18 protein-coding genes and 1 pseudogene are annotated in these 20,605 nt (G+C 40.1%); 18 read left to right on the forward strand and 1 reads right to left on the reverse strand.

Annotation, left to right across the window (positions count from 1 at the left end; all coding sequences use genetic code 11):
- The first annotated feature begins 460 nt into the window (after positions 1-460).
- The 12 genes from H7992_RS01645 to H7992_RS01700 all read left to right on the forward strand — a co-directional run bounded on the left by H7992_RS01645 (position 461) and on the right by H7992_RS01700 (position 13,712).
- On the forward strand, positions 461-1,477 hold the full coding sequence (locus H7992_RS01645; RefSeq protein WP_187046473.1) for an NAD(P)H-dependent flavin oxidoreductase: 1,017 nt from the start codon (positions 461-463) through the stop codon (positions 1,475-1,477).
- Positions 1,478-1,538: 61 nt separating this feature from the next.
- Complete coding sequence (locus H7992_RS01650; protein ID WP_187046474.1) at positions 1,539-2,441, forward strand: DMT family transporter; 903 nt, start codon at positions 1,539-1,541, stop codon at positions 2,439-2,441.
- A complete protein-coding gene (locus H7992_RS01655; protein WP_187046475.1) occupies positions 2,434-2,751 on the forward strand; it encodes a hypothetical protein in 318 nt (105 codons plus the stop codon). The genes H7992_RS01650 and H7992_RS01655 overlap by 8 nt, the downstream gene beginning before the upstream one ends.
- Positions 2,752-2,839: 88 nt before the next feature.
- Positions 2,840-3,352 (forward strand): YcxB family protein, encoded by a 513-nt coding sequence (locus tag H7992_RS01660; protein ID WP_187046476.1) that lies wholly within the window; start codon positions 2,840-2,842, stop codon positions 3,350-3,352.
- Positions 3,353-4,149: 797 nt separating this feature from the next.
- Positions 4,150-5,115, forward strand: a complete 966-nt coding sequence (locus H7992_RS01665) for a LacI family DNA-binding transcriptional regulator (protein WP_187046477.1) — start codon at positions 4,150-4,152, stop codon at positions 5,113-5,115.
- A gap of 116 nt (positions 5,116-5,231) precedes the next feature.
- Entirely contained in the window at positions 5,232-6,167 is a 936-nt protein-coding gene (locus H7992_RS01670) for an ABC transporter permease (protein WP_187046478.1), read from the forward strand.
- 20 nt (positions 6,168-6,187) lie between these two features.
- Positions 6,188-7,063 carry a carbohydrate ABC transporter permease gene (locus tag H7992_RS01675; RefSeq protein WP_187046479.1) on the forward strand — a complete coding sequence of 292 codons (876 nt, stop codon included), beginning with the start codon at positions 6,188-6,190 and terminating at the stop codon, positions 7,061-7,063.
- A gap of 18 nt (positions 7,064-7,081) precedes the next feature.
- Complete coding sequence (locus H7992_RS01680) at positions 7,082-8,686, forward strand: type 2 periplasmic-binding domain-containing protein (protein ID WP_187046480.1); 1,605 nt, start codon at positions 7,082-7,084, stop codon at positions 8,684-8,686.
- A gap of 18 nt (positions 8,687-8,704) precedes the next feature.
- Positions 8,705-10,162, forward strand: coding sequence for a glycoside hydrolase family 32 protein (locus H7992_RS01685; RefSeq protein ID WP_187046481.1), 1,458 nt, complete (start codon positions 8,705-8,707; stop codon positions 10,160-10,162).
- 18 nt (positions 10,163-10,180) lie between these two features.
- Complete coding sequence (locus tag H7992_RS01690) at positions 10,181-11,053, forward strand: ROK family protein (protein ID WP_187047755.1); 873 nt, start codon at positions 10,181-10,183, stop codon at positions 11,051-11,053.
- A gap of 184 nt (positions 11,054-11,237) precedes the next feature.
- Complete coding sequence (locus tag H7992_RS01695) at positions 11,238-13,091, forward strand: GH32 C-terminal domain-containing protein (protein ID WP_187047756.1); 1,854 nt, start codon at positions 11,238-11,240, stop codon at positions 13,089-13,091.
- 18 nt (positions 13,092-13,109) lie between these two features.
- A complete protein-coding gene (locus tag H7992_RS01700; protein WP_187046482.1) occupies positions 13,110-13,712 on the forward strand; it encodes a maltose acetyltransferase domain-containing protein in 603 nt (200 codons plus the stop codon).
- A gap of 344 nt (positions 13,713-14,056) precedes the next feature.
- On the opposite strand, the gene H7992_RS01705 is transcribed toward H7992_RS01700, so the two are convergent.
- A complete protein-coding gene (locus H7992_RS01705) occupies positions 14,057-14,686 on the reverse strand; it encodes a hypothetical protein (RefSeq protein ID WP_187046483.1) in 630 nt (209 codons plus the stop codon).
- A 77-nt stretch (positions 14,687-14,763) separates the two neighbouring features.
- Here H7992_RS01705 and H7992_RS01710 point away from each other — a divergent pair, with 77 nt between their 5' ends.
- The 6 genes and pseudogenes from H7992_RS01710 to H7992_RS01735 all read left to right on the forward strand — a co-directional run bounded on the left by H7992_RS01710 (position 14,764) and on the right by H7992_RS01735 (position 20,577).
- On the forward strand, positions 14,764-14,910 hold the full coding sequence (locus H7992_RS01710) for a hypothetical protein (protein WP_187046484.1): 147 nt from the start codon (positions 14,764-14,766) through the stop codon (positions 14,908-14,910).
- Positions 14,911-14,985: 75 nt separating this feature from the next.
- Positions 14,986-16,686, forward strand: coding sequence for a LytS/YhcK type 5TM receptor domain-containing protein (locus H7992_RS01715; RefSeq protein WP_370569945.1), 1,701 nt, complete (start codon positions 14,986-14,988; stop codon positions 16,684-16,686).
- A pseudogene (locus tag H7992_RS01720) lies at positions 16,686-17,414 on the forward strand (LytR/AlgR family response regulator transcription factor). Before H7992_RS01715 ends, H7992_RS01720 begins: the two are co-directional and overlap by 1 nt.
- Positions 17,415-17,671: 257 nt before the next feature.
- Entirely contained in the window at positions 17,672-19,102 is a 1,431-nt protein-coding gene (locus H7992_RS01725) for a carbon starvation CstA family protein (RefSeq protein WP_187046485.1), read from the forward strand.
- A gap of 101 nt (positions 19,103-19,203) precedes the next feature.
- A complete protein-coding gene (locus tag H7992_RS01730; protein WP_187046486.1) occupies positions 19,204-19,623 on the forward strand; it encodes a GyrI-like domain-containing protein in 420 nt (139 codons plus the stop codon).
- Positions 19,624-19,770: 147 nt separating this feature from the next.
- Positions 19,771-20,577: a hypothetical protein gene (locus H7992_RS01735; protein ID WP_187046487.1), complete on the forward strand. Its 807-nt coding sequence runs from the start codon at positions 19,771-19,773 to the stop codon at positions 20,575-20,577.
- Positions 20,578-20,605: the final 28 nt, after the last annotated feature.

Below are 20,605 nucleotides of genomic sequence, written 5' to 3' on the forward strand. Positions count from 1 at the left end.
AATAAAGAATTCTAGTGAATTCGCTTCGGCGCTTCGGGATGCCTCTTGAACTAAGCGAGGGCACTGAAAAAGTACGATTTCCTTCAATCCCGTTGATTTCCGTTCCGAGCGGACGCTTTCCGCGGGCACGGCTTCAGCCAATCGAACAGCAAAGGGTTCGATTTGCCGTATTTCTGCGTTCTTTGCAGAAATTAAGGCATTCTTGCCCCGTGCTCCCAACGCTAGCGCTTTTGCTCGCAAAAGCCGTTCTTCGTAACGGCTCTTCCTGCGGGGTCTTCAGCTCGCGCTGTTCCCGCTGGAGTCGCCGCTCTTCACTACAATCAACTAGTTTTTACTATAAAAAAGAACTTTTTCAGTGGCTACCCCTTGTGAGGCGCCTTCATTTGGTTAATATAGGTTTCATTTGTCCAACATATATAGCGGTATTTACGTTGAACGCAGAGAATTGGAGGAGAGTCGAATGAATAAGCTGAATTTGATGGCAATGTTAGGAATCGAGCATCCAATCATCCAAGCACCAATGGCGGGTGTGACGACGCCAGAGTTTGTAGCAACATCTGCAGAAGCGGGGATTCTCGGTTCAATTGGGGCTGGGTATCTTTCGGCCGAAGAGACGCGGAATTTCATTCGTGAAGTGAAAAGTCTTACGATGAAGCCATTTGCGTTGAATTTGTTTGTTCCAGAAACGGTGAATCCGAGTCAGGAGCAATTACGGGGGGCATATGAAGCACTCCAACCGATAGGTAAGGAACTCGGGATTCCTCAGTGGAATACGCCATTTTCAAAAACGGAATTTGAAGGGCAAGTTCAGGTACTAATAGAAGAAGGTGTGAAAGTCTGTTCATTTACTTTCGGACTGCCGGACGAAAAAACTGTGCAATTATTGAAGGGAAATGATGTATTTCTAATAGGGACAGCGACTTCAATAGAAGAGGCAGAACTGGCGGAGCAGGTGGGAATGGATGCGGTTGTAGTACAAGGTAGTGAAGCAGGTGGGCATCGTGGTTCCTTTGTAGGCGAATTAAAATTGATTTCATTGAATGAATTACTGCTGAAAGTAGTCTCCTCCGTTCGACTTCCAGTTATTGCAGCGGGCGGCATTGCAAGTAAAGAAAAAATGGTGGATGTGTTAGCTAGCGGGGCACAAGCTGTTCAAATCGGAACTGTACTTCTAGCTGCTGACGAAAGTGGTGCACATCCGCTTTATAAGCAGGCAGTTTTGGACGCGGATAAAAGATGTACAGTGTTAACAAAGGCGTTCTCCGGTAAAATGGCACGCGGAATTAGCAACCGCTTCATCAGTGAAATGAATGAAGCAATCATTGCTCCGTACCCATTTCAGAATGATTTAACAAAAGAGATTCGTAAAGAGGCGGCAAAGCAAGGGGATACTGAATTCATGTCATTATGGGCGGGTGAAAGTGTGCATTTAAGCACCAGTGGAAAACTCAAGAACATTATTGAAAGATTTGTCTAACAACATAGTCCATTCATCAATCTGATTTGGTACACTAGATATAAAAACGGCGGTGCATCATATGCGGAAATATATTGGGGAAATTGGACTTATCATTACAGCAATTATTTGGGGCAGCGGGTTTGTGGGCAGTGCCGTAGCCTTGGAATACTACACGCCGTATCAAATACTGGCAGGGCGCTTTTTAATCGGCGTACTCATTTTAGGAATCGTATTTAATAAACGGCTAAAAACGATAAAGAAAAGCACATTTATAAAAGGGTCGATATTGGGGATTTTCCTCTATATCGCTTTTGCTCTTCAAACGGTAGGTTTACAATATACGACTCCTTCAAAGAATGCATTCTTAACTTCTACCAATGTAGTTATTGTTCCTTTTATAGGGCTCGTCATTTATAAAAAGAAAATCGATATTTTTGAACTCGGTGGGGCATTTATGGCGATAATCGGAGTAGCGGTACTATCACTTAAATTCTCTTCTGAAGTCAACGTAGGGGATCTACTAACATTATGCTGTGCAGTTGGATTTGCTTTCCATATTTTCTACACCTCTAAATTTGTAAAAGACGAGGACCCTATCCAGCTAACGATTATTCAAATGATGGCAGCAGCAGTCATCGGGTGTCTGTTTGTAGTATTTAAAGGTGAAACAACTTTTTCTACGCAAACGGAAGGTTTGATTCCACTCCTCTATCTGGCAGTTTTTTCGACAACAATCGCATTTCTATTACAGACAGTTGCCCAAAAGTACATAACAGAAACAAAAGCAGCAATCATTCTATCTACCGAATCATTTTGGGGCATGGCATTTTCCGTTGCGATTTTAAGTGAAGTGATGACGGTGAAAATGGGTATTGGAGCGATTCTTATTCTTGGAGCGATTGTATTATCCGAGACAAAGCTTAGTTTTTTGAAAAAGAAACAGGTGACTGGAATGCTTGAAAGGTGGGATGACGGTGTCTAAGGCTGTTTACTGTGAAAAGTGTTCTAAAGAAATTAAGTTTAGGGGAGATTTAGTAACCGCAACTTTATTTTTTGTTATAGTCGCTTATCATGAAGATTGTTATGTAAAAGACTTGAAAGGGTTCAGAGGACTTTTCTTAGATAATCAACCGCTTAACGGTTTTCCGGGTAACTTTTTGTTTGTCGCCGCAGTCTTGGTGAGTATCGGATTTGCTTTTGGTTCGATGAAGTGGGTCTCAATTATAGCCTTACTTCCAGTGTTATACAGGATATATTCTTACTTTAGGTTTGAAAGAAAATTGGAAAAGTAGATAGGGAGTGTCCATCCCTCTCAATCCTAGACAGTAAATTTTCGGTGGCAGTCACGGAAAAGATGGTTTAAAGAAAAAGGAGATTACAATGGAAATACACTACAAGTTAACTGAGGAAGATTACATACACTTCAATTTGTATCACATCAAAAATTCTAAAACTGGTAAGCGGGCGTTGGCGTTACAAAGGTTTATAACGCCATTATTCTTTATCATTATTTCCTATATTTACTCCTTGATAAGTGACATGTCGTTTCTACCGCTGTTTATCATTTTTTTAGTAACGAGTATTCTATGGGTTATGTTTTATCCGAAGTATTTTTATGGCCTCATTGCCCGTAATGCTAAGAAAATGATTAAAGAAGGTAACAATGATGGCCTAATAGGGAATCATCAACTGAAATTGACGGAAGAAGGATTAATGGATACGTCTTCAAATAAAGAAACAAAAGTAACTTGGTTAGGCATTACAAGTTTTCAAGAAGACGATGGATATTTCTTTCTTTACAATAGTTCAGTGAGTTCCTATATCCTGCCTAAAAGAGAGATAGATAATGTAGACGAAATGAGACAATATATCCAATCGAATTTAATGCAGTAAAAAAGCAATTGAAGAACTAAATGCATAGAAGTTTTTTTGAAGGGAGAATAAAAATACACCGAAAATGTATTCACTCTTTTAGCACTTTAATTTCTGCCTGCTGAAGTGAAAAGTATACATTTTTCGTACCGTCATTACGGTTTATCAAAGGTGGGACTTGGTTGAGAGCGGGTTATAGCATTTTAAGGGAAACTCATAGGAAAAGTTTCATACCTAAAGCAAATGATTACGGGTTAAAAGAAAGAGAGTTTGAAAACATTATCTTTTTTTAGAGAACAAAGGGTATCTAGAGAGAGTTTTAAGGATAAATGATGAATTCTCTCTAAATGCAGCCCGTTTAACTCAAAAAGGAATTGAGTTGTTGGAAGAACATAAAAAATACGAAGAATCATACCCAGGGCGGGAACAGTTAAAAGCGTGGGTGCAAATTGAAAAAGAGCTGTATTCCAAGGGGGCAGAAAAAAGGTGACAGGCACTCGTTCAGTCGTGAATGTTCAAACAATCCCATTTGTTTGAAATGACATGATTGTTTTAGTGCCAGTGCCTTTTTTAAAACTGAGCGAAGAAGCCTTCCAAGGGGGGCCTCCCACCATAGCGGATTCAATGGAATTCTTTATTTCAACCTATATAACGCAGCATAGACAAGAAAACCCGTCGATGAAGAAGGACGGGGTTTTTGCGTTTTATCTTACGACTTTGCTTGTAAATGGCTTCCTTGGCCCGTACTAAATAGTAATATATGCTAAGATGTAATTAATATTGGGAATAAATATACTTTATATATGAGGAGACATATTATGAAAGTTAAATTAGAAGATGTTGCGAAAGCAGCCGGGGTGTCCCCAACGACTGTATCTCGGGTATTGAATAATAGAGGTTACATTAGTGAGCTGACGAAGAAAAAAGTAGAGGACGCCATCGAAGAATTGGATTATTACCCGAATGACGTTGCAAGGTCTCTGTTCAAAAAGAGAACGAATTTTATCGGACTAATCGTTCCGACGGTTAGTAATCCTTTTTTTGGAGAATTATCGTTGTATATTGAAAATATCTGCTCATCTTTAGGGTATAAAATTATTCTTTGTAATAGTTCAGGGCAATTTGAAAAAGAGAAGGCTTATTCGACGATGCTGATTCGACATCAAGTAGACGGTATTCTTGTTTGTTCGTATAACCGGGGAATCGATACGTATAAGTATCCGAAGCTCCCGATTGTTGCGATTGACCATTACTTGGCACCGACAATACCTGTAGTCGGTTCTGATAATTATATGGGTGGAAAATTGGCGGTTCAGCATTTAATCGATCGAGGATGTCTGTCAATTATTCATATTAATGGTCCTCTTGAATTAGAAACCCCCACCCAATATAGAAGAAAAGCTTATGAGGATCTGGTCGATAATCCCGTTACATATGAACTGCAGTTTGATGAAGAAGATATTGTATTATCAATCAGAAAAATTTTATTGGAACGTCCCGAAACAGATGGTATATTCGCCAGTGATGATCTGATGGCGGCTGCTTGTTTGCAAGTTGCTAGAGAATTGAACATCCAAGTGCCTGAGCAACTAAAGGTCATCGGCTATGATGGAACGAAAACGACCAGAAGTTTATTACCTCAGCTCACGACAATTAAACAACCGATCGAGGAGATTGCTAAAACATCTGTGACAAAGTTGATGGATATGATTGATAACTCGGAACTTTCAGGTCCGTATGAAACGGTGTTGCCAGTTCAGCTATTAATCAATGAGACGACCTAATTTTCATGGGATTAGGTTTTTTTATTTTATTTTATGTCAAGCGGTTGACATATGAAAGCGGTTAACATACTATTAACTCACAAATCAAAAAATACTTAAGGGGGCTATGTATAGAGATGATTACTGATTCAAAAACAAACCGTAAGAGAAAAAGTTTGTTTCAGTATATGAAACAAAACTATATGCTGTATTTATTTTTAGCTCCAGCGATTATTTTGACAATTATCTTTAAATATATTCCAATGTACGGATCAATTATTGCCTTTAAAGATTTTAGTCCTATGAAAGGGATATGGGGAAGTGATTGGGTAGGGTTTGAGCATTTTACAAAATTTTTAACGTCCCCCAACTTCGGAGACATTTTTATGAATACGCTTAAACTAAGTGTTTTCGGGTTAGTGTTAGGATTTCCGGTACCGATTATTCTGGCATTAATGTTAAATCAGGTGAAACGAGCATCCATTAAGAAAAATATTCAACTCATTCTGTATGCACCGAATTTTATCTCGGTTGTTGTTATTACAGGGATGCTATTTATCTTCTTGTCACCAACGGGACCTATTAATACGATTTTATCGTTTTTCATGGACAAGCCGATTTCGTTCATGTCTGATCCAGATGCATTTGTATCCATCTATATTCTTTCGGGTATTTGGCAAGGTGCAGGCTGGGCTTCTATCATTTATGTGGCAGCGCTTTCTAATGTGGATCCTCAGCTACATGATGCAGCAACCATTGATGGAGCATCATTGTTGCAAAGAGTAAAGCATATCGATCTTCCGACATTAAAACCTATGATGGCTGTTCTATTTATCCTAGCGGCAGGTGGAATCATGGGCATTGGATTTGAGAAAGCCTATTTGATGCAAACCGCCATGAATATTCCAACGTCTGAAATTATTGCAACCTATGTTTACAAAGTGGGGCTACAAGCCGGAGACTATGCATACTCATCGGCAGTTGGATTATTTAACTCCATTATCAATGTGATTTTGCTTATTTTTGTGAACTACGTAGTTAAAAAACTAAATGAAGGTGAAGGTCTTTATTAAAAGGGGGACAAGATAGAGATATGAATTATTCGAAAAAAGATCGATTTCTGCTCATGATAAATAAGTATTTCCTCATTATTGCGACGTTGATTATTCTGTTGCCTTTGCTCTATGTGCTGTTAGCCTCATTTTTAGAACCTAACGTTTTGCTAAGTAAAGGCATATCGTTCAATCCGGACGATTGGAGTGTGCAAGGCTATGTGAAAATTTTGCAAAACGAAGCGATTATTAGAGGGTTCTTTTACTCGATTCTGTACTCAGTTGGATTTGCTTTGGTGACAGTTATTGTTTCCATACTAGCTGCTTATCCATTATCGGTTGAGGGCTTTAGGGGTACGAAAGTCATTATGATTTTCTTCCTTATCACAATGTTTTTCAGTGGTGGTTTAATCCCGACGTATTTAGTGATCAAGGATCTAGGGATGTTAAATAGCATATGGGCTATTATTTTGCCAGGTGCGATTAGTGTCTGGAATATTATTTTAGCTAGAACATATTTCAAAGCCATTCCTAAGGAACTACAGGAAGCGGCAAAAATCGACGGGGCATCTGATTTACTTATATTCTTCAAGATTATTTTACCGCTATCTAAACCGATTATTTTTGTTCTTGCCTTATATGCCTTTGTAGGACAATGGAATTCTTATTTTGACGCCATGATTTACTTAGAGGATGCTAAATTGCATCCATTGCAATTGGTGTTACGTTCGATTCTTATCCAAAATGAAGTACAGCCTGGTATGATTGGCGATCAGCTTGCCATGGCAGAGTTGAAAAAGATGTCGGAAATGATTAAATACTCATCTATTATTCTTTCTAGTTTACCTCTAATCATTATGTATCCTTTCTTCCAGAAGTATTTTGAAAAAGGCGTAATGGTTGGTTCAATAAAATAAAAAAATGGGGGTTTTAGTATGAAAAAGAGCAACAAGGCACTATCAGCTTTACTCGTGACGGGATTATTATTTGCGGGATGTAGCAAAGATAGTGGCACGTCATCTGAAGCTTATGAGCTAAAAGATATCACATTTCCATTGGAAGAAGCAGTGAGCTTAAAATTCATGACACAAAGCTCACCTTTAGCACCGACAGACCCGAATGAAAAGCTAATTTACAAACGATTAGCAGAAAAGTCGGGTGTCAATATTGAATGGAAAAACTATACGACTGATTCATTTATTGAAAAGAGAAACTTGACGGTTGCGAGTGGTGATTTGCCAGATGCTATTCTAGACGCCGCTTACAGTGACTATGATCTTCAAAAATTAGGGAAGGATGGCACGATTATTCCCGTGGAAGATCTCATCGACCAGTATATGCCGAATTTGCAAAAGGTATTAGAAGCAAAACCGGAATACAGGTCTATGATTACGGCAACAGATGGCCATATCTACGCATTCCCTTGGATTGAGGAATTAGGAGCAGGTAAAGAAAACATTCACTCCATTGACACGTTTCCATGGATTAACGTGGATTGGCTAAACAACTTAGGATTGGACATGCCAACCAATGTAGAAGAGTTAAAAGAAGTGTTGCTAGCCTTCAAAGATGACGATCCAAACGGCAATGGACAAGCCGATGAAATCCCGCTTTCTTTCATCATTAACAAAGGTGGGGAGGATCTTGCATTTTTGTTCAATCCATTTGGCTTGGGGGATAATTGGGATCACACGGTCGTTTCCAACGACGGTGAAGTAATCTTTACAGCAGCAGACGAAGGTTACCGTGATGCCATGATGTACTTTGCGGACCTGTATAAAAATAACCTCATTGATGAAGAAGCTTTTGAACAAGACTTCAATACGTATGTGGCAAAAGGAAAAGACGAGAAATATGGTTTATATTTCACGTGGGATAAAGCGAACATTAGTGGCGACAACGATCACTATGAACTGATGCCTCCGCTTGCTGATGCTGAAGGTAATATCCATGTTGCGCGCACAAATGGCATGGGCTTTGACAGAGGGAAAATGGTTATCACAAGTGCCAATGAAAACTTAGAGTTAACAGCTAAATGGATTGACCAACTTTATGATCCTGTGCAATCTGTGCAAAATAACTGGGGAACTTATGGAGATACAGAGCAACAAAATATCTTTGAGTTTGACGAGAATACCAATAAGCTAAAACATCTTGCACTGGAAGGAACTGCCCCCGTTGAGCTAAGACAAAAAACAAATATTGGCGGACCATTGGCTATTCTTGATGAATACTATGGCACTGTTACGACAAAGCCAGATGACGCAATAGAAAGATTGGATTTAATGAAGGAAGTCATGTCACCGCATATGAATGCCGACAATATTTATCCGAAAGTATTTTTCTCTCTTGATGAGTTAAAAGAGCTATCGACAATCGAAGCAGATTTATTCGCTTATGTCCACAGAAAACGAGCGGAGTGGATTAAAAATGGAAAGGCAGAAGAAGAGTGGGGCGAGTATTTGGCGGAGCTAGATCGATTGAATTTCCCTACTTGGCTACAAATTAAACAAGATGGCTATGACCGAAATTCAAACTAACAGAGGAGGAAATAGTAATTGCCGACTTATAATCTTGAGAAGTATAGACCAACCTTGCACTTTGCACCACAGAAAAATTGGATGAATGATCCGAACGGAATGGTTTATTTTAAAGGTGAATATCATTTATTCTTTCAGCATAATCCAAATGATAGCATATGGGGTCCCATGCATTGGGGCCATGCTGTCAGTCGGGATATGATTGAATGGCAGGAATTGCCGATCGCCCTCTATCCAGATGAACTAGGGACCATTTTTTCAGGAAGTGCTGTAGTAGACTGGCATAATACAACGGGTCTTTTCCCGGATGAGCCAGGAATTGTAGCGATTTTTACGCATCATTTGGATAAGGCTGATGGAACGACGGCTATTCAAACGCAAAGTCTTGCCTATAGTCATGACCAAGGCCGAACATGGACGAAGTACGAAGGGAATCCTGTACTCGGGCACCCGACAAAAGTAGATTTTAGGGACCCGAAAGTGTTTTGGCATACTAAAACGGCAAAGTGGCTGATGACGTTAGCAACAGGACAAACGGTGACTTTTTACTCGTCACCGAATTTAATAGACTGGCAATTTGAAAGTGAGTTTGGGGATAATATTGGCTCCCATGATGGTGTTTGGGAATGTCCTGATCTATTTGAATTAGTCGTGGATAATAGTGAAGAGAAGAAGTGGGTGTTATTGGTCAGTATTGGGGACAACCCTCAATTTGATAGTGGCTCAAGAACGCAATACTTTGTAGGTTCTTTTGATGGCTCTACTTTTACAGCTGACCATCAAGAGATTCAATGGCTAGATTTTGGAAAAGACAATTATGCTGGTGTTAGTTTTTCAGATATTCCTACTGAGGATGGTCGAAGAATATATCTGGGCTGGATGAGTAATTGGCGCTATGCCAACGAAGTACCGACTGAGGGTTGGAGAAGCCAGATGACGTTGCCGAGAACGTTAGCGTTACAACATGTTGGAGATCAGCTACTGGTCGTTCAAAATCCCGTCAAGGAACTAGATTCATACTTTACGAAAGTTGTTGAAATTGACGATGTGCTAATCAACGGCGAAGAGACAAAAACGTTTGCGGTGGATAAGTCGAGTGTGGAGATTGTTTTAACGATTGATAATCATGATGCGAAGCAATTCGGTGTCGAGTTGTCCCATACGGAAAGCCAAAAAACGTTGCTAACGATAGATGCAGAGACGAATTATGTCACGTTGGATAGAAAGAATTCGGGAGAGATTACATTCTCGGAAAACTTTTCGAATCGCCAAGAGTTGAACCTGCAAGTTACAAATCAGATGAAATTGCGTATTATTGTAGATTCTTCTTCTATTGAAATATTCTTGAATGAGGGTGCTTATGCTGTAACGAGCCTGATTTATCCAGATAAGGTCTGTGAAGAGATTGCCCTATTCGCATCAGGTGGAGCTATCCAATTAACAAATAGCTATATTTCAGTATCTCACTCATTATAAGTATGGAGAGGAGAATGTATCTTGCTAGGTGCAATTGAAGCGGGTGGAACAAAGTTTGTCTGTGCTGTGGGGGATATGGATTTTAATGTAATTGAGCTGATTGAAATTCCAACAACAACCCCTACTATGACTATGGAGAAAGTTCAGGAATTCTTTCAACAATTTGAGATTCAAGCATTAGGAGTGGGCTTATTCGGTCCGGCTGATATTAACCCGAACTCTGCAAGTTATGGTTGTATTACAACGACGCCTAAAGTACAATGGCAGCATTTTAATATCCTGTCTTCGTTAAAAGAGTACTTGGATGTCCCGATAGTGTTCGATACGGATGTCAATATTGCAGCATTGGGAGAGGCGGAGTTTGGAGCTGCTCAGGATGTTGATAGCTGTATCTATATCACGATTGGGACTGGAATCGGCGTGGGCGCGGTGAATAATGGCAAAATGCTGCATGGAATTAGTCATCCTGAGATGGGGCATGTCACGGTCAGAAGACATCCAGATGATCATTTCGAGGGCGGTTGTCTATTCCACCTAGATTGTTTGGAGGGACTAGCTTCTGGACCAGCGATTGAAAAAAGATGGAACCAGAAAGCTATGTTGCTTGAAGGTCGACCGGAAGTGTGGGAAATCGAAGGCTATTATATCGCTCAAGCGTTAATGACGTATATTCTAACGCTATCACCCGAAAGAATTATTCTAGGTGGTGGGGTCATGAGGCAAAGACAATTGTTGCCCGTTATTTACAAACATTTGCAGGCGATGAATAATCATTATTTGGTTTTCCCGCAGCTGGAGGACCAGATGGCTAATTATATTGTAACACCTGGCATTGAAGGGTTTTCGGCGATTAAAGGTGCGTTTTATTTGGCTAAGGGTGAGTTGCAATAGGGACCCTTTGAACTTGCTTTGACGAGAGGCACCCCCTAGCACCGCAGTGAATTCAATGACATTCTTTATTTTAACCTATCTAGAATCAAAATAAGAGATCAAATCGATTGTTTTATTGCAATTGGTTTGGTCTTAAATTTTGCTTAAAAGCGCTTAAATTAGGGGGAGTGAAGATATTTTGAAAATGAAAAGACTAATTGTTACGATGATGGGGATGTTGGTTTTTCTAGTCGGATGCAGTGAAGTTGAACCAGATGTAAAGGGGGATAAAGATTTGAAGGCAGTGGGTCTTCGTAAGAAGCAGGCAGCGAATGCTGATTATTATACGGAAATGTATCGGCCACAATATCATTTTTCAACGCCATCAGGGAATTTAGCGGATCCAAATGGACTTATTTATTTTGAAGGAGAATATCATTTATTTCATCAAAAGAATGGTAACTGGGCGCATGCCATTAGTACAGATATGCTCCATTGGGAACACTTTCCTGTCGCTTTGGAGCATGATTTTCTTGGACAAGCCTTATCGGGGAGTACAGTTGTAGACTGGAATGATTCCAGTGGATTATTTGATGGGAATTCTGGTTTAGTTGCCTTTTATACGAGTACCGAGGGCGGCGAAGCGCAGGGGATGGCGTATAGTAAAGATAAAGGGAGAACATGGGAGCGCTATGAAGGCAACCCAATCATTGAAAATCCCGGTATCAAAGACTTCCGCGATCCAAAAGTATTTTGGCATGAGGATACAAATAAGTGGGTCATGGTGATTTCTACGAATCAGAGTGTTGCGTTTTACAACTCTGATAACTTGATTGATTGGACGTTTCAAAGTCAATTTGGAGATGATGAAGGCTCACATGTTGCTGTATGGGAGTGTCCGGATTTATTCCAGCTACCAATCAATGGAGATCTGGGGAATCAGAGGTGGGTTCTGCATGTGAGTGTTGGAGATAATGATGTAACGAATGGTTCAACAGCTCAATATTTCATCGGAGAGTTTGATGGAACGAAGTTTGTTAATGACAATTCCCCAGAAACAGTGCTAACGACTGATTTCGGACAAGACTTTTATGCGGCACAGTCATTTTCTGATATCCCCGATGAGGATGGCAGAAGAATTTGGCTAGGCTGGATGGCGAATTGGCGCTATCCATACCAATCTCCAACAGATCCATGGATGGGCTCCATGTCGATTCCGCGTGAGTTATCACTTCGGACAATCGAAGGTGGTAGTATTCGGCTTTTCCAAGGACCTATTAAGGAAATAGAAAGCTTGCGGGCAAATGCTCATCATGTGGAGGCATTCCGGTTAGAGGGCGATCATCCGATTGATGCATTTGCGAGTACAACATTTGAATTTGAAATGATCGTGGAATGGGATGATGTAGAGGAGTTCGGTATTCGCCTTCGCCAATCCGAAGAGGAAGAAGCCGTATTTGGCGTCGATACAGCAACGAATAAAATCTTCTTGGATCGTTCAAATGCAGGACTGGAACAATTGACGGATCGGAACGGAAATATGTATCAGTTTGGTAACCGTCACGAAACAGATTATCCAATGGAGCGAAAACAGATTAAAATAAGAGGTCTTGTAGATGAATCTTCCATTGAGTTATTTATTAATGAAGGTGAATTCGCGTTTACTAAATTGATTTATACAAAGCCGACGAATAATGCCATTGAATTGTATACAAAGGGTGGCAGCGTGGATGTCGTGCTATTGGACTTCTTTGAGTCGCATTCGACATGGCGAGAACGTTCACAGGCGGATGAAATGACGGGTATTGTAGTTAGCGAAGAATATGCCACATTAAAAGTTGGAGAAACAACAACCATTCATGCGCAGGTGAAGCCGAATGGTTATGATTATGATGAGGGCTATACATGGGAAGTTGAACAGTCGCATGTAGTGGGAATCACAGAGCAGAATGATTCAACGATTTCTTTGGAAGCTTTGGAACCAGGTGTTACAAATATCACCGTGAGTGATGCGGCTGGAAAGGTTACGAAAGTGATGAAGGTTAGGGTTCATTCGTAATAGAGGAGGAGAATCACAATGAAAACAGAGAAAGAAAAAATGCTAGCTGGCGAATTGTATTGTCCCTCGGATCTTGAATTAACAAAAGAACGGGAAAACGCTCGTCGTTTAACGAGGTTATTTAATGGGACGATGGAAAATGAACATAGGGAACGGACTAAATTATTAAAAGAGCTATTTGGTTCAACTGGTAAGGAACTTAATATTGAGCCTAGCTTGCGTTGTGATTATGGATCTAATATTCATGTCGGTGATAACTTCTACGCTAATTTTGATAGCGTGTTTTTGGATGTATGTGAAATTAGGATTGGTGATAATTGTATGATTGCTCCCGGTGTACATATTTACACAGCTACACATCCAGTAAATCCATTGGAACGAATTTCGGGTGTAGAGTATGGCAAGCCAGTCACAATTGGTGATAATGTGTGGATTGGCGGGAGAGCTGTTATTAACCCTGGAATAACCATCGGAAATAATGTAGTGATCGCATCAGGAGCGATTGTGACAAAAGATGTACCGGATAATGTGATTGTAGGTGGGAACCCGGCGAAAATTATTAAAGAGATTGATGTAGAGGGACGCCTACTTAATTCAGCGGATTTTGAGAAACGCGGGTAGATTCATAATACGAAGAAAAAATCGGTTAGAGAAATAATCATTTCTCTAACCGATTTTAATTTGCACAATATATTCAGCTTGGCAGACAACGATGGGCGAACACAAGAATCCCGTAACTGTTTGTCCAAGATTTAAAAGAGGTTTGAGTGCTGAACGTTGACCTTTAAACAGTAAAGAACTTTAATGCGTAAGTTTTACAGCTTTGAGATTTAAGCCTTGAGCTTTTATCATCATTACTTGTAGATTAAGTTGTAAGTTGGGTGTTGGTTTTACTGTTTCCCAAAGAAATACCAACAAAAGAAGGGTCTTGTGGATATCGTTTTCGAATACTCATGCAAGGCTAGTTATACGTTAACTGTTGTAAGTGCATTCGATTCAGAAAGCACTGCGTCTACTTCTGCTTTGAAGTTTGTAATTCTTTCATCTAATGCTTCGATTCGTGTACTGATTTTGAGTGGATCGATTAAAATATATTCATTTCGTTCCATGAATGCCTTTGTATGTAGCTCAACTTCTTCTTTTTTTGCGTTTTCTTTGCTACCTAAAATAGCCGTTAAGTACTCTTCTAAGCGTTTTGGAAGGGACTCATTTTCTTTTGTGAGCTTGTTGATGGCTATTCTCCGGGCTTCAATCATGGAGGTCAGTAACTTTTCTTCATTTTCAATAGAGGTTTTACGCTCGATTGCTTTGGCAACAGTCATAGTTTCACCAGCGACGATTACTTCTGTCATTGCGTTCGATTGTACAATTGCATCTTTAATGTGGATGCGTCGTTCGATTAATGAAACGACTTTATCAAAACCTGATTGGATTGTTTTTTCGTAGTCTTCGATGGAAAGGCCTTTAATTTTTTGAGCAGATTTGCGGTCTGTTGCCACATGATCTGCTTCATTAATAGCTTTCGCAATGCGCTCGTTTAAGGTTTTTAATTCTGATAAAGCGCGATGGATCGACATTGTTTGCATAGTCGTCATTTAATCATCCTCCATAATGGCTTTGTTTATGAAAGTATACCATAAATAACCAGTATTGACAGTGAGGAAGTGGATAGATGACATTGGTAGTTGTGGACAAGGTTTGTGAAATTATCCTCGGTTATTTACAGGGAACGGTGTTGCTTTTGCTAATCATAAACTCACTCCCTGCTTTACTAAAAACTGAAAATAAAGATATGTATACAAGTGAGTTTAAAGTATAATTTAGGGAATGTTCTTTTTAAATTGGGGGGATTTCGCTGTTAGACTTGCTTGTCATAATGTTGGAAAGAGTGGGTATGATTGTAGCAGTTGCCTTCATTTTAACTCGTTTTCAGTTTTTTAAAGATTTGGTTCATCATGACAAATTGAATCGCAAGCAGGAGCTTACGGCGATTTTGTTTTTTGGTTTTTTCGGTATTGTGGGTACGTATTTTGGGGTTGCGCTTAATATGAATACACTGCATTTTAATAGTGTTGCAACGGTATTGACTTCGGATGAGGCAATTGCGAACTCGCGTGTTATTGGCGTTGTTGTTGCGGGTTTGTTAGGTGGCTATCGTGTGGGGATTGGGGCTGGACTGATTGCCGGTATTCATCGCATGACATTGGGTGGGTTTACTGCAATCTCTTGCGGTCTGTCAACAATCGTTGCAGGCGTGGTGGCTGGTGCTTTTTATCGGAAGGGGAAAGCACTTAAACCGCTTACTGTTTTTGGCATTGGTGCACTTGCGGAAGCCATGCAGATGAGCATGATTCTGTTGATTTCCAAACCGTTTGAGAAAGCATTCACTTTGGTTGAGGTAATCGGCGTGCCGATGATTCTGGCCAATGGTGTCGGTACGGCCCTTTTTCTGTTGATCGTCCATAATGTCATCAGTGAACAGGAGAAAGTGACGGCAATGCAGGCGCAGAAAACGCTGCGCATTGCGAACCAGACACTCGGCTACTTGAGAACTGGCATGAACACTGACACGGCGCAAGCTGTCTGCACGATTTTATTCCGCGAATTACAACCCAGTGCGGTCGCCATGACTAATAAAACGGATATCCTTGCCCATGTTGGAATAGCGAGTGATCATCACAAGATAGGCAGCCCGATTCGTACGGATGAAACAAGAGATGTCATTCATCATGGCGAGTTGGTTGTTGTCAATGATGGTACCATCCACTGTGATTATCCGGGCTGTCGATTAGGAGCAGCAGTAATTGCGCCCCTCATAAGGCGTGGAGAAACGATTGGGACACTAAAACTGTATTATCCAACTGAAAAAGTGATTACGGATGTCAGCATCGAACTGATTGCTGGACTGAGTTCACTATTAAGTAACCAATTAGAAATCGCGGAAACAGATCGTGCGTATCAGTTGGCAAAAGAAGCGGAAATCAAGGCATTGCAGGCTCAGATTAGTCCTCACTTTTTATTTAATTCTCTAAATATGATTATATCCTTGATTCGCACAGATCCCGATCAGGCGCGAAAGTTACTGACGTCTTTGTCTTACTTTTTACGGCAAAACGTGACAGGTACAACGGCAACTCAAATATCCCTAGAGCAAGAACTATCGCATGTAAAATCATATTTGGAAGTTATAGAAGCAAGATTTGTAGATAGACTGACGATTTTGTATGATGTCGATGACAATCTATTGGCTGAAAAGATTCCCCCTTTCACATTGCAGCCAATTGTTGAGAATGCCATTCACCATGGCATTAATGATATGGAGAAAAACAGTATCATCAAAATGACCGTGCATAATGTAGGTACAGAAATCGAAATCAGAGTGGAAGACAATGGGAAAGGAATCACTCCTGAACGGATTGCGATTTTGGGCTCGGCCCAGATTGAGTCTGAAACTGGAACTGGAGTGGGGCTATTCAATGTCAATCGCCGCTTAATGATGACGTTTGGTGACCAAGCCGCATTATCAATCAAGAGTGAACGAAATGAGGGGACAACAATTTCGTTTCGTATTCCCAAATTGGAGGTAGGCGTGTGATGCGAACAATCCGTACCTTAGTCGTAGATGATGAACGATATGCCCGTGAAGAATTAACATATTTACTCAGCAAATTTCCCGATGTGCAAGTGGTGGGGGAGGCAGAAAGTGGAGAGGCTGCCATATTAAAAACAGTGCAGTTAATGCCAGACGTCGTTTTTTTGGATGTGGAGATGCCCAAAATGAATGGGGTTGAGGTAGCTAAAGTACTGGTAGAATTAAAAAAAGTCCCGCTTATCATTTTTGCAACCGCTTATCCCCAATTTGCAGCGGAAGCGTTTCGAATTAATGCCATTGATTATTTATTAAAACCGTATGATGAAGAGCAGTTGAAGCAAACGATTCATCGGATTGAAAAAATAGTGTATCCATCTCTACCACCTGATACCGCAGAAAAACTTGGAAAATTGGCAGTAGAAGCAGGTGGCGAGATTGATTATATTCTTCCACAAGATATTTTGTATATGTATCGGGATGAAAAAGTGACCAAAATCATTACTCGAACGGATAACTATGAAATACGGACAACATTAAAAGAACTTGAAAGTCGATTGGTACCGTTTTCATTTTTTAGGATTCATAAAGGCTACCTCGTTAATTTGATATAAGTCAGCCGATTGACGCCCTGGTTTAACGGTGCTTATCGGCTTGAACTGGAAGGTCTGGATGAGAAACTTTCCGTCAGTAGAAATTATGTGAAGAATTTGCGGGAAAGGTTGGAATTATGATTTTCAACTGATTCTAATTCTTGTTAGCTATAATCACCGCGTGAAAGTCTGAAGTGGTTTAACTTGTTAATTCATTATATACCTGTTGAGCCTCCTTGTTTGCCTGTTATTCTGCCAAACTAGCATGTTACGCTGAAAAGCTTCTATTTCAGAAAAATTGCCATAGACTGAATATATGGGATTACATTCTGAAAAGGGGAATGAAGAGTAGGTAGTGTGGCACGGTAGATTTAACAAAAGTGAATAGGGGTGTATAAATGATTACATTTTTTAGCGCAATTGTACTGTTAGTCGTCGGATACTTTACGTACGGAAAATTCATTGAAAAGATTTTTGATCCTGCTGATGCTCGAAAGACACCTGCTTATGCAAATGCAGATGGCATTGACTATGTGCCGATGAATAAACATAAAAATGCGTTAATCCAACTCCTGAATATAGCAGGAACAGGCCCGATTTTTGGACCTATTATGGGTGCTTTATTTGGACCAGTTGCGTTCTTGTGGATTGTTTTTGGAGCGATTTTTGCTGGGGCAGTGCATGACTATTTAACGGGCATGATTTCAATTCGGAATAAAGGGGCACATATTCCGGAATTGGCAGGAAAATTCTTGGGTAACGTTTCTAAACATATTGTAAACGTTTTCGCTTTGTTACTCCTTCTATTAGTTGGAACTGTATTTGTCACGACTCCAGCATCGTTATTAAGTTTATTATTAAATGGTAAAGTAGCTATATGGATTTTGATAACTGTCATTTTTATTTATTATTTCTTATCTACAATTCTTCCGATTGATAAAATAATTGGTAGACTATACCCGTATTTTGGTGCTGTTCTGTTGATCGGAACAGTTGGGGTCGGAGGCGCTTTGCTATTCTCGGATTATACGATTCCGGAATTGACATTAGCCAATTTGCATCCAGATAATGTACCGATTTTCCCAATTCTTTTCTTCACTATTACTTGTGGTGCTTTATCTGGATTTCATGCGACACAATCACCAATTATTTCTCGAACAGTGCAAAAAGAATCACAGGGACGTTATGTATTTTATGGCATGATGATTACTGAAGCTGTTATTGCGATGATCTGGGCAGCTGCAGCGATGAGTATGTTGGATGGGCAAACATTAAGCGAATTCATCAAAACAGGTACGCCTTCCTCTGTTGTCAATGAAGTATCCATGACATTATTAGGAGCTGTTGGTGGAACGATTGCTGTATTAGGCGCTGTTGTACTACCCATTACGTCAGGGGATACAGCGTTCCGTGCCGCACGATCTATTATTGCTGATTACTTGAAGATTGATCAGAAAAAATTAGTGAAACGTTTAATGATTGCTGTTCCTTTGTTTGTTGTATCTGCTTTATTAACACAAATTGACTTCAACCTGTTATGGAGATACTTCTCTTGGGCAAACCAAGCGACTGCCGCTATCGCATTATGGATAGCGACCATGTATCTATTTATTAAAGGGAAGAACTACTTTGTGTCGTTAGTACCCGCGTTGTTTATCACCTATATGGTATTCGTTTATATCTTAAATCAAAAGATCGGATTTAATTTAGATTTAAAATTATCGTTTATAGTTGGGATTGTGTTAACTGCTATTTTGGCGGTGATGTTCTTTGTGAAAGCTAAGAAAAATAAAGCAAATAAGATAGAGACAGATGTAATTATTGAATAAGGATAAAAAGATGGACTCAATTGAGTTCATCTTTTTTATGGACAGCAAAAATTCCTCTGATTGAATTATCATTGTATAGTTGAATAAAGGAGGAGATTCACATGGAAACACGCGTCATTGAAGTTGAGGAGTTCAATGTTAAAGGGTATGGATTGAAAGGACCGCTGTCAGAAATTCCGGGTAAATGGGATGTGCTGAATATGGAACTTGCCGAGAAAGGAATCGTTGCAGAAGAATCATTTGGACTTTGCTTAGCGATGAAAGATGGGGAAATTCACTACATCGCCGGCGTCAAATCGAATCTTGCCAAAGGATTGCAGAATACAGAAGAAGCTGTGGTCCCAGCTGGCAAGTTCGTCGTTGCAAAGGTAGAAGGTGGAGTCCACGCGATACCAACCGCGTTTAATGCACTTATGAAAACGGATGGTATTCAACTGCGAAATTGTTTTAGTTTTGAACGATATGTTCATCCTGAAGGTTCGAACGGGTATGACATTGAGGTTTGGCTACCGATTGAGTGATAGAAAAAAAGGTAACGAATTGTGTGTAATGAAGAGATTACGGTTCAGTCCGTGGATCTCTTTTTTATTGTTAGAACATTTGGATAGTAGTTGACAATTGGTAGTCTAAACCATCAACATGACGGGAGGGGAAGGTGAGGGGGAAATTTGATAGAAATCTATAGAAAGACATGGATTTCCGGATTTGTTATCGGGATAGGGTTGGCGATTTTTTGTATTTTATTTTACTTCATTGGTTATACAAGTTTCATGGAAAATGGAGATGTGCTAGTTATAAACGGCATATTTGCGTTATGCTCGATCGGGACGGGATTTCGATTCAAAAGCGTACATGAGAAATTAGTCAATGAAACAATCGACATATCAGTGAGCACATTGAACTTGGAGAATTTAGATGAATTGATTCTCAAACGAATTCCTTCTTTTTTGTTCAAAATGTATAACGTCGATTCAGATGGCAATCCACTGTTTGTCATTGAACCATCCAAAGGGCGGTTATCGAGATGGCTAACATTTTTCGAGCTATTTGAGAAGGGGTTTATCATTCCGGTGCACTACGACATCTTAGATACAAACGGACAACTGCTAGCGACAATCACAATCCGAAGTAATATAAAGCGTGACGAACTTACATTAAAGGAACCGGATGGTACAGTCATGGCCGCTTACGTGCAGCAACATTGGAAAGCAAAACTCAAAAATCAAGGCGTTTTGTATCATGCAGATGGTTCGGTCTGGCGAGAACTTGAAGCGAAGTCAATAGCGGGCGATCTCGACGTGAAAGATGATGAGGGGCGTTTGACGGCCAGATACCGTTTTGGTATTTTTCCGTATGCAATGAGACCGATCTTTCAAAGTAATGCCCATCATGAGCATATCCAGTTCGGGGCACATATTTCATCCGATGAAAAGCTGGCGTATACAATGGTGTTTTTCCTATGGCTCAAAGGATGAATTAAATCTCTTTTAGGTGTTGACTCTC

The sequence above is a fragment of the Sporosarcina sp. resist genome (assembly GCF_014302295.1).
Lineage (GTDB): Bacteria > Bacillota > Bacilli > Bacillales_A > Planococcaceae > Sporosarcina > Sporosarcina psychrophila.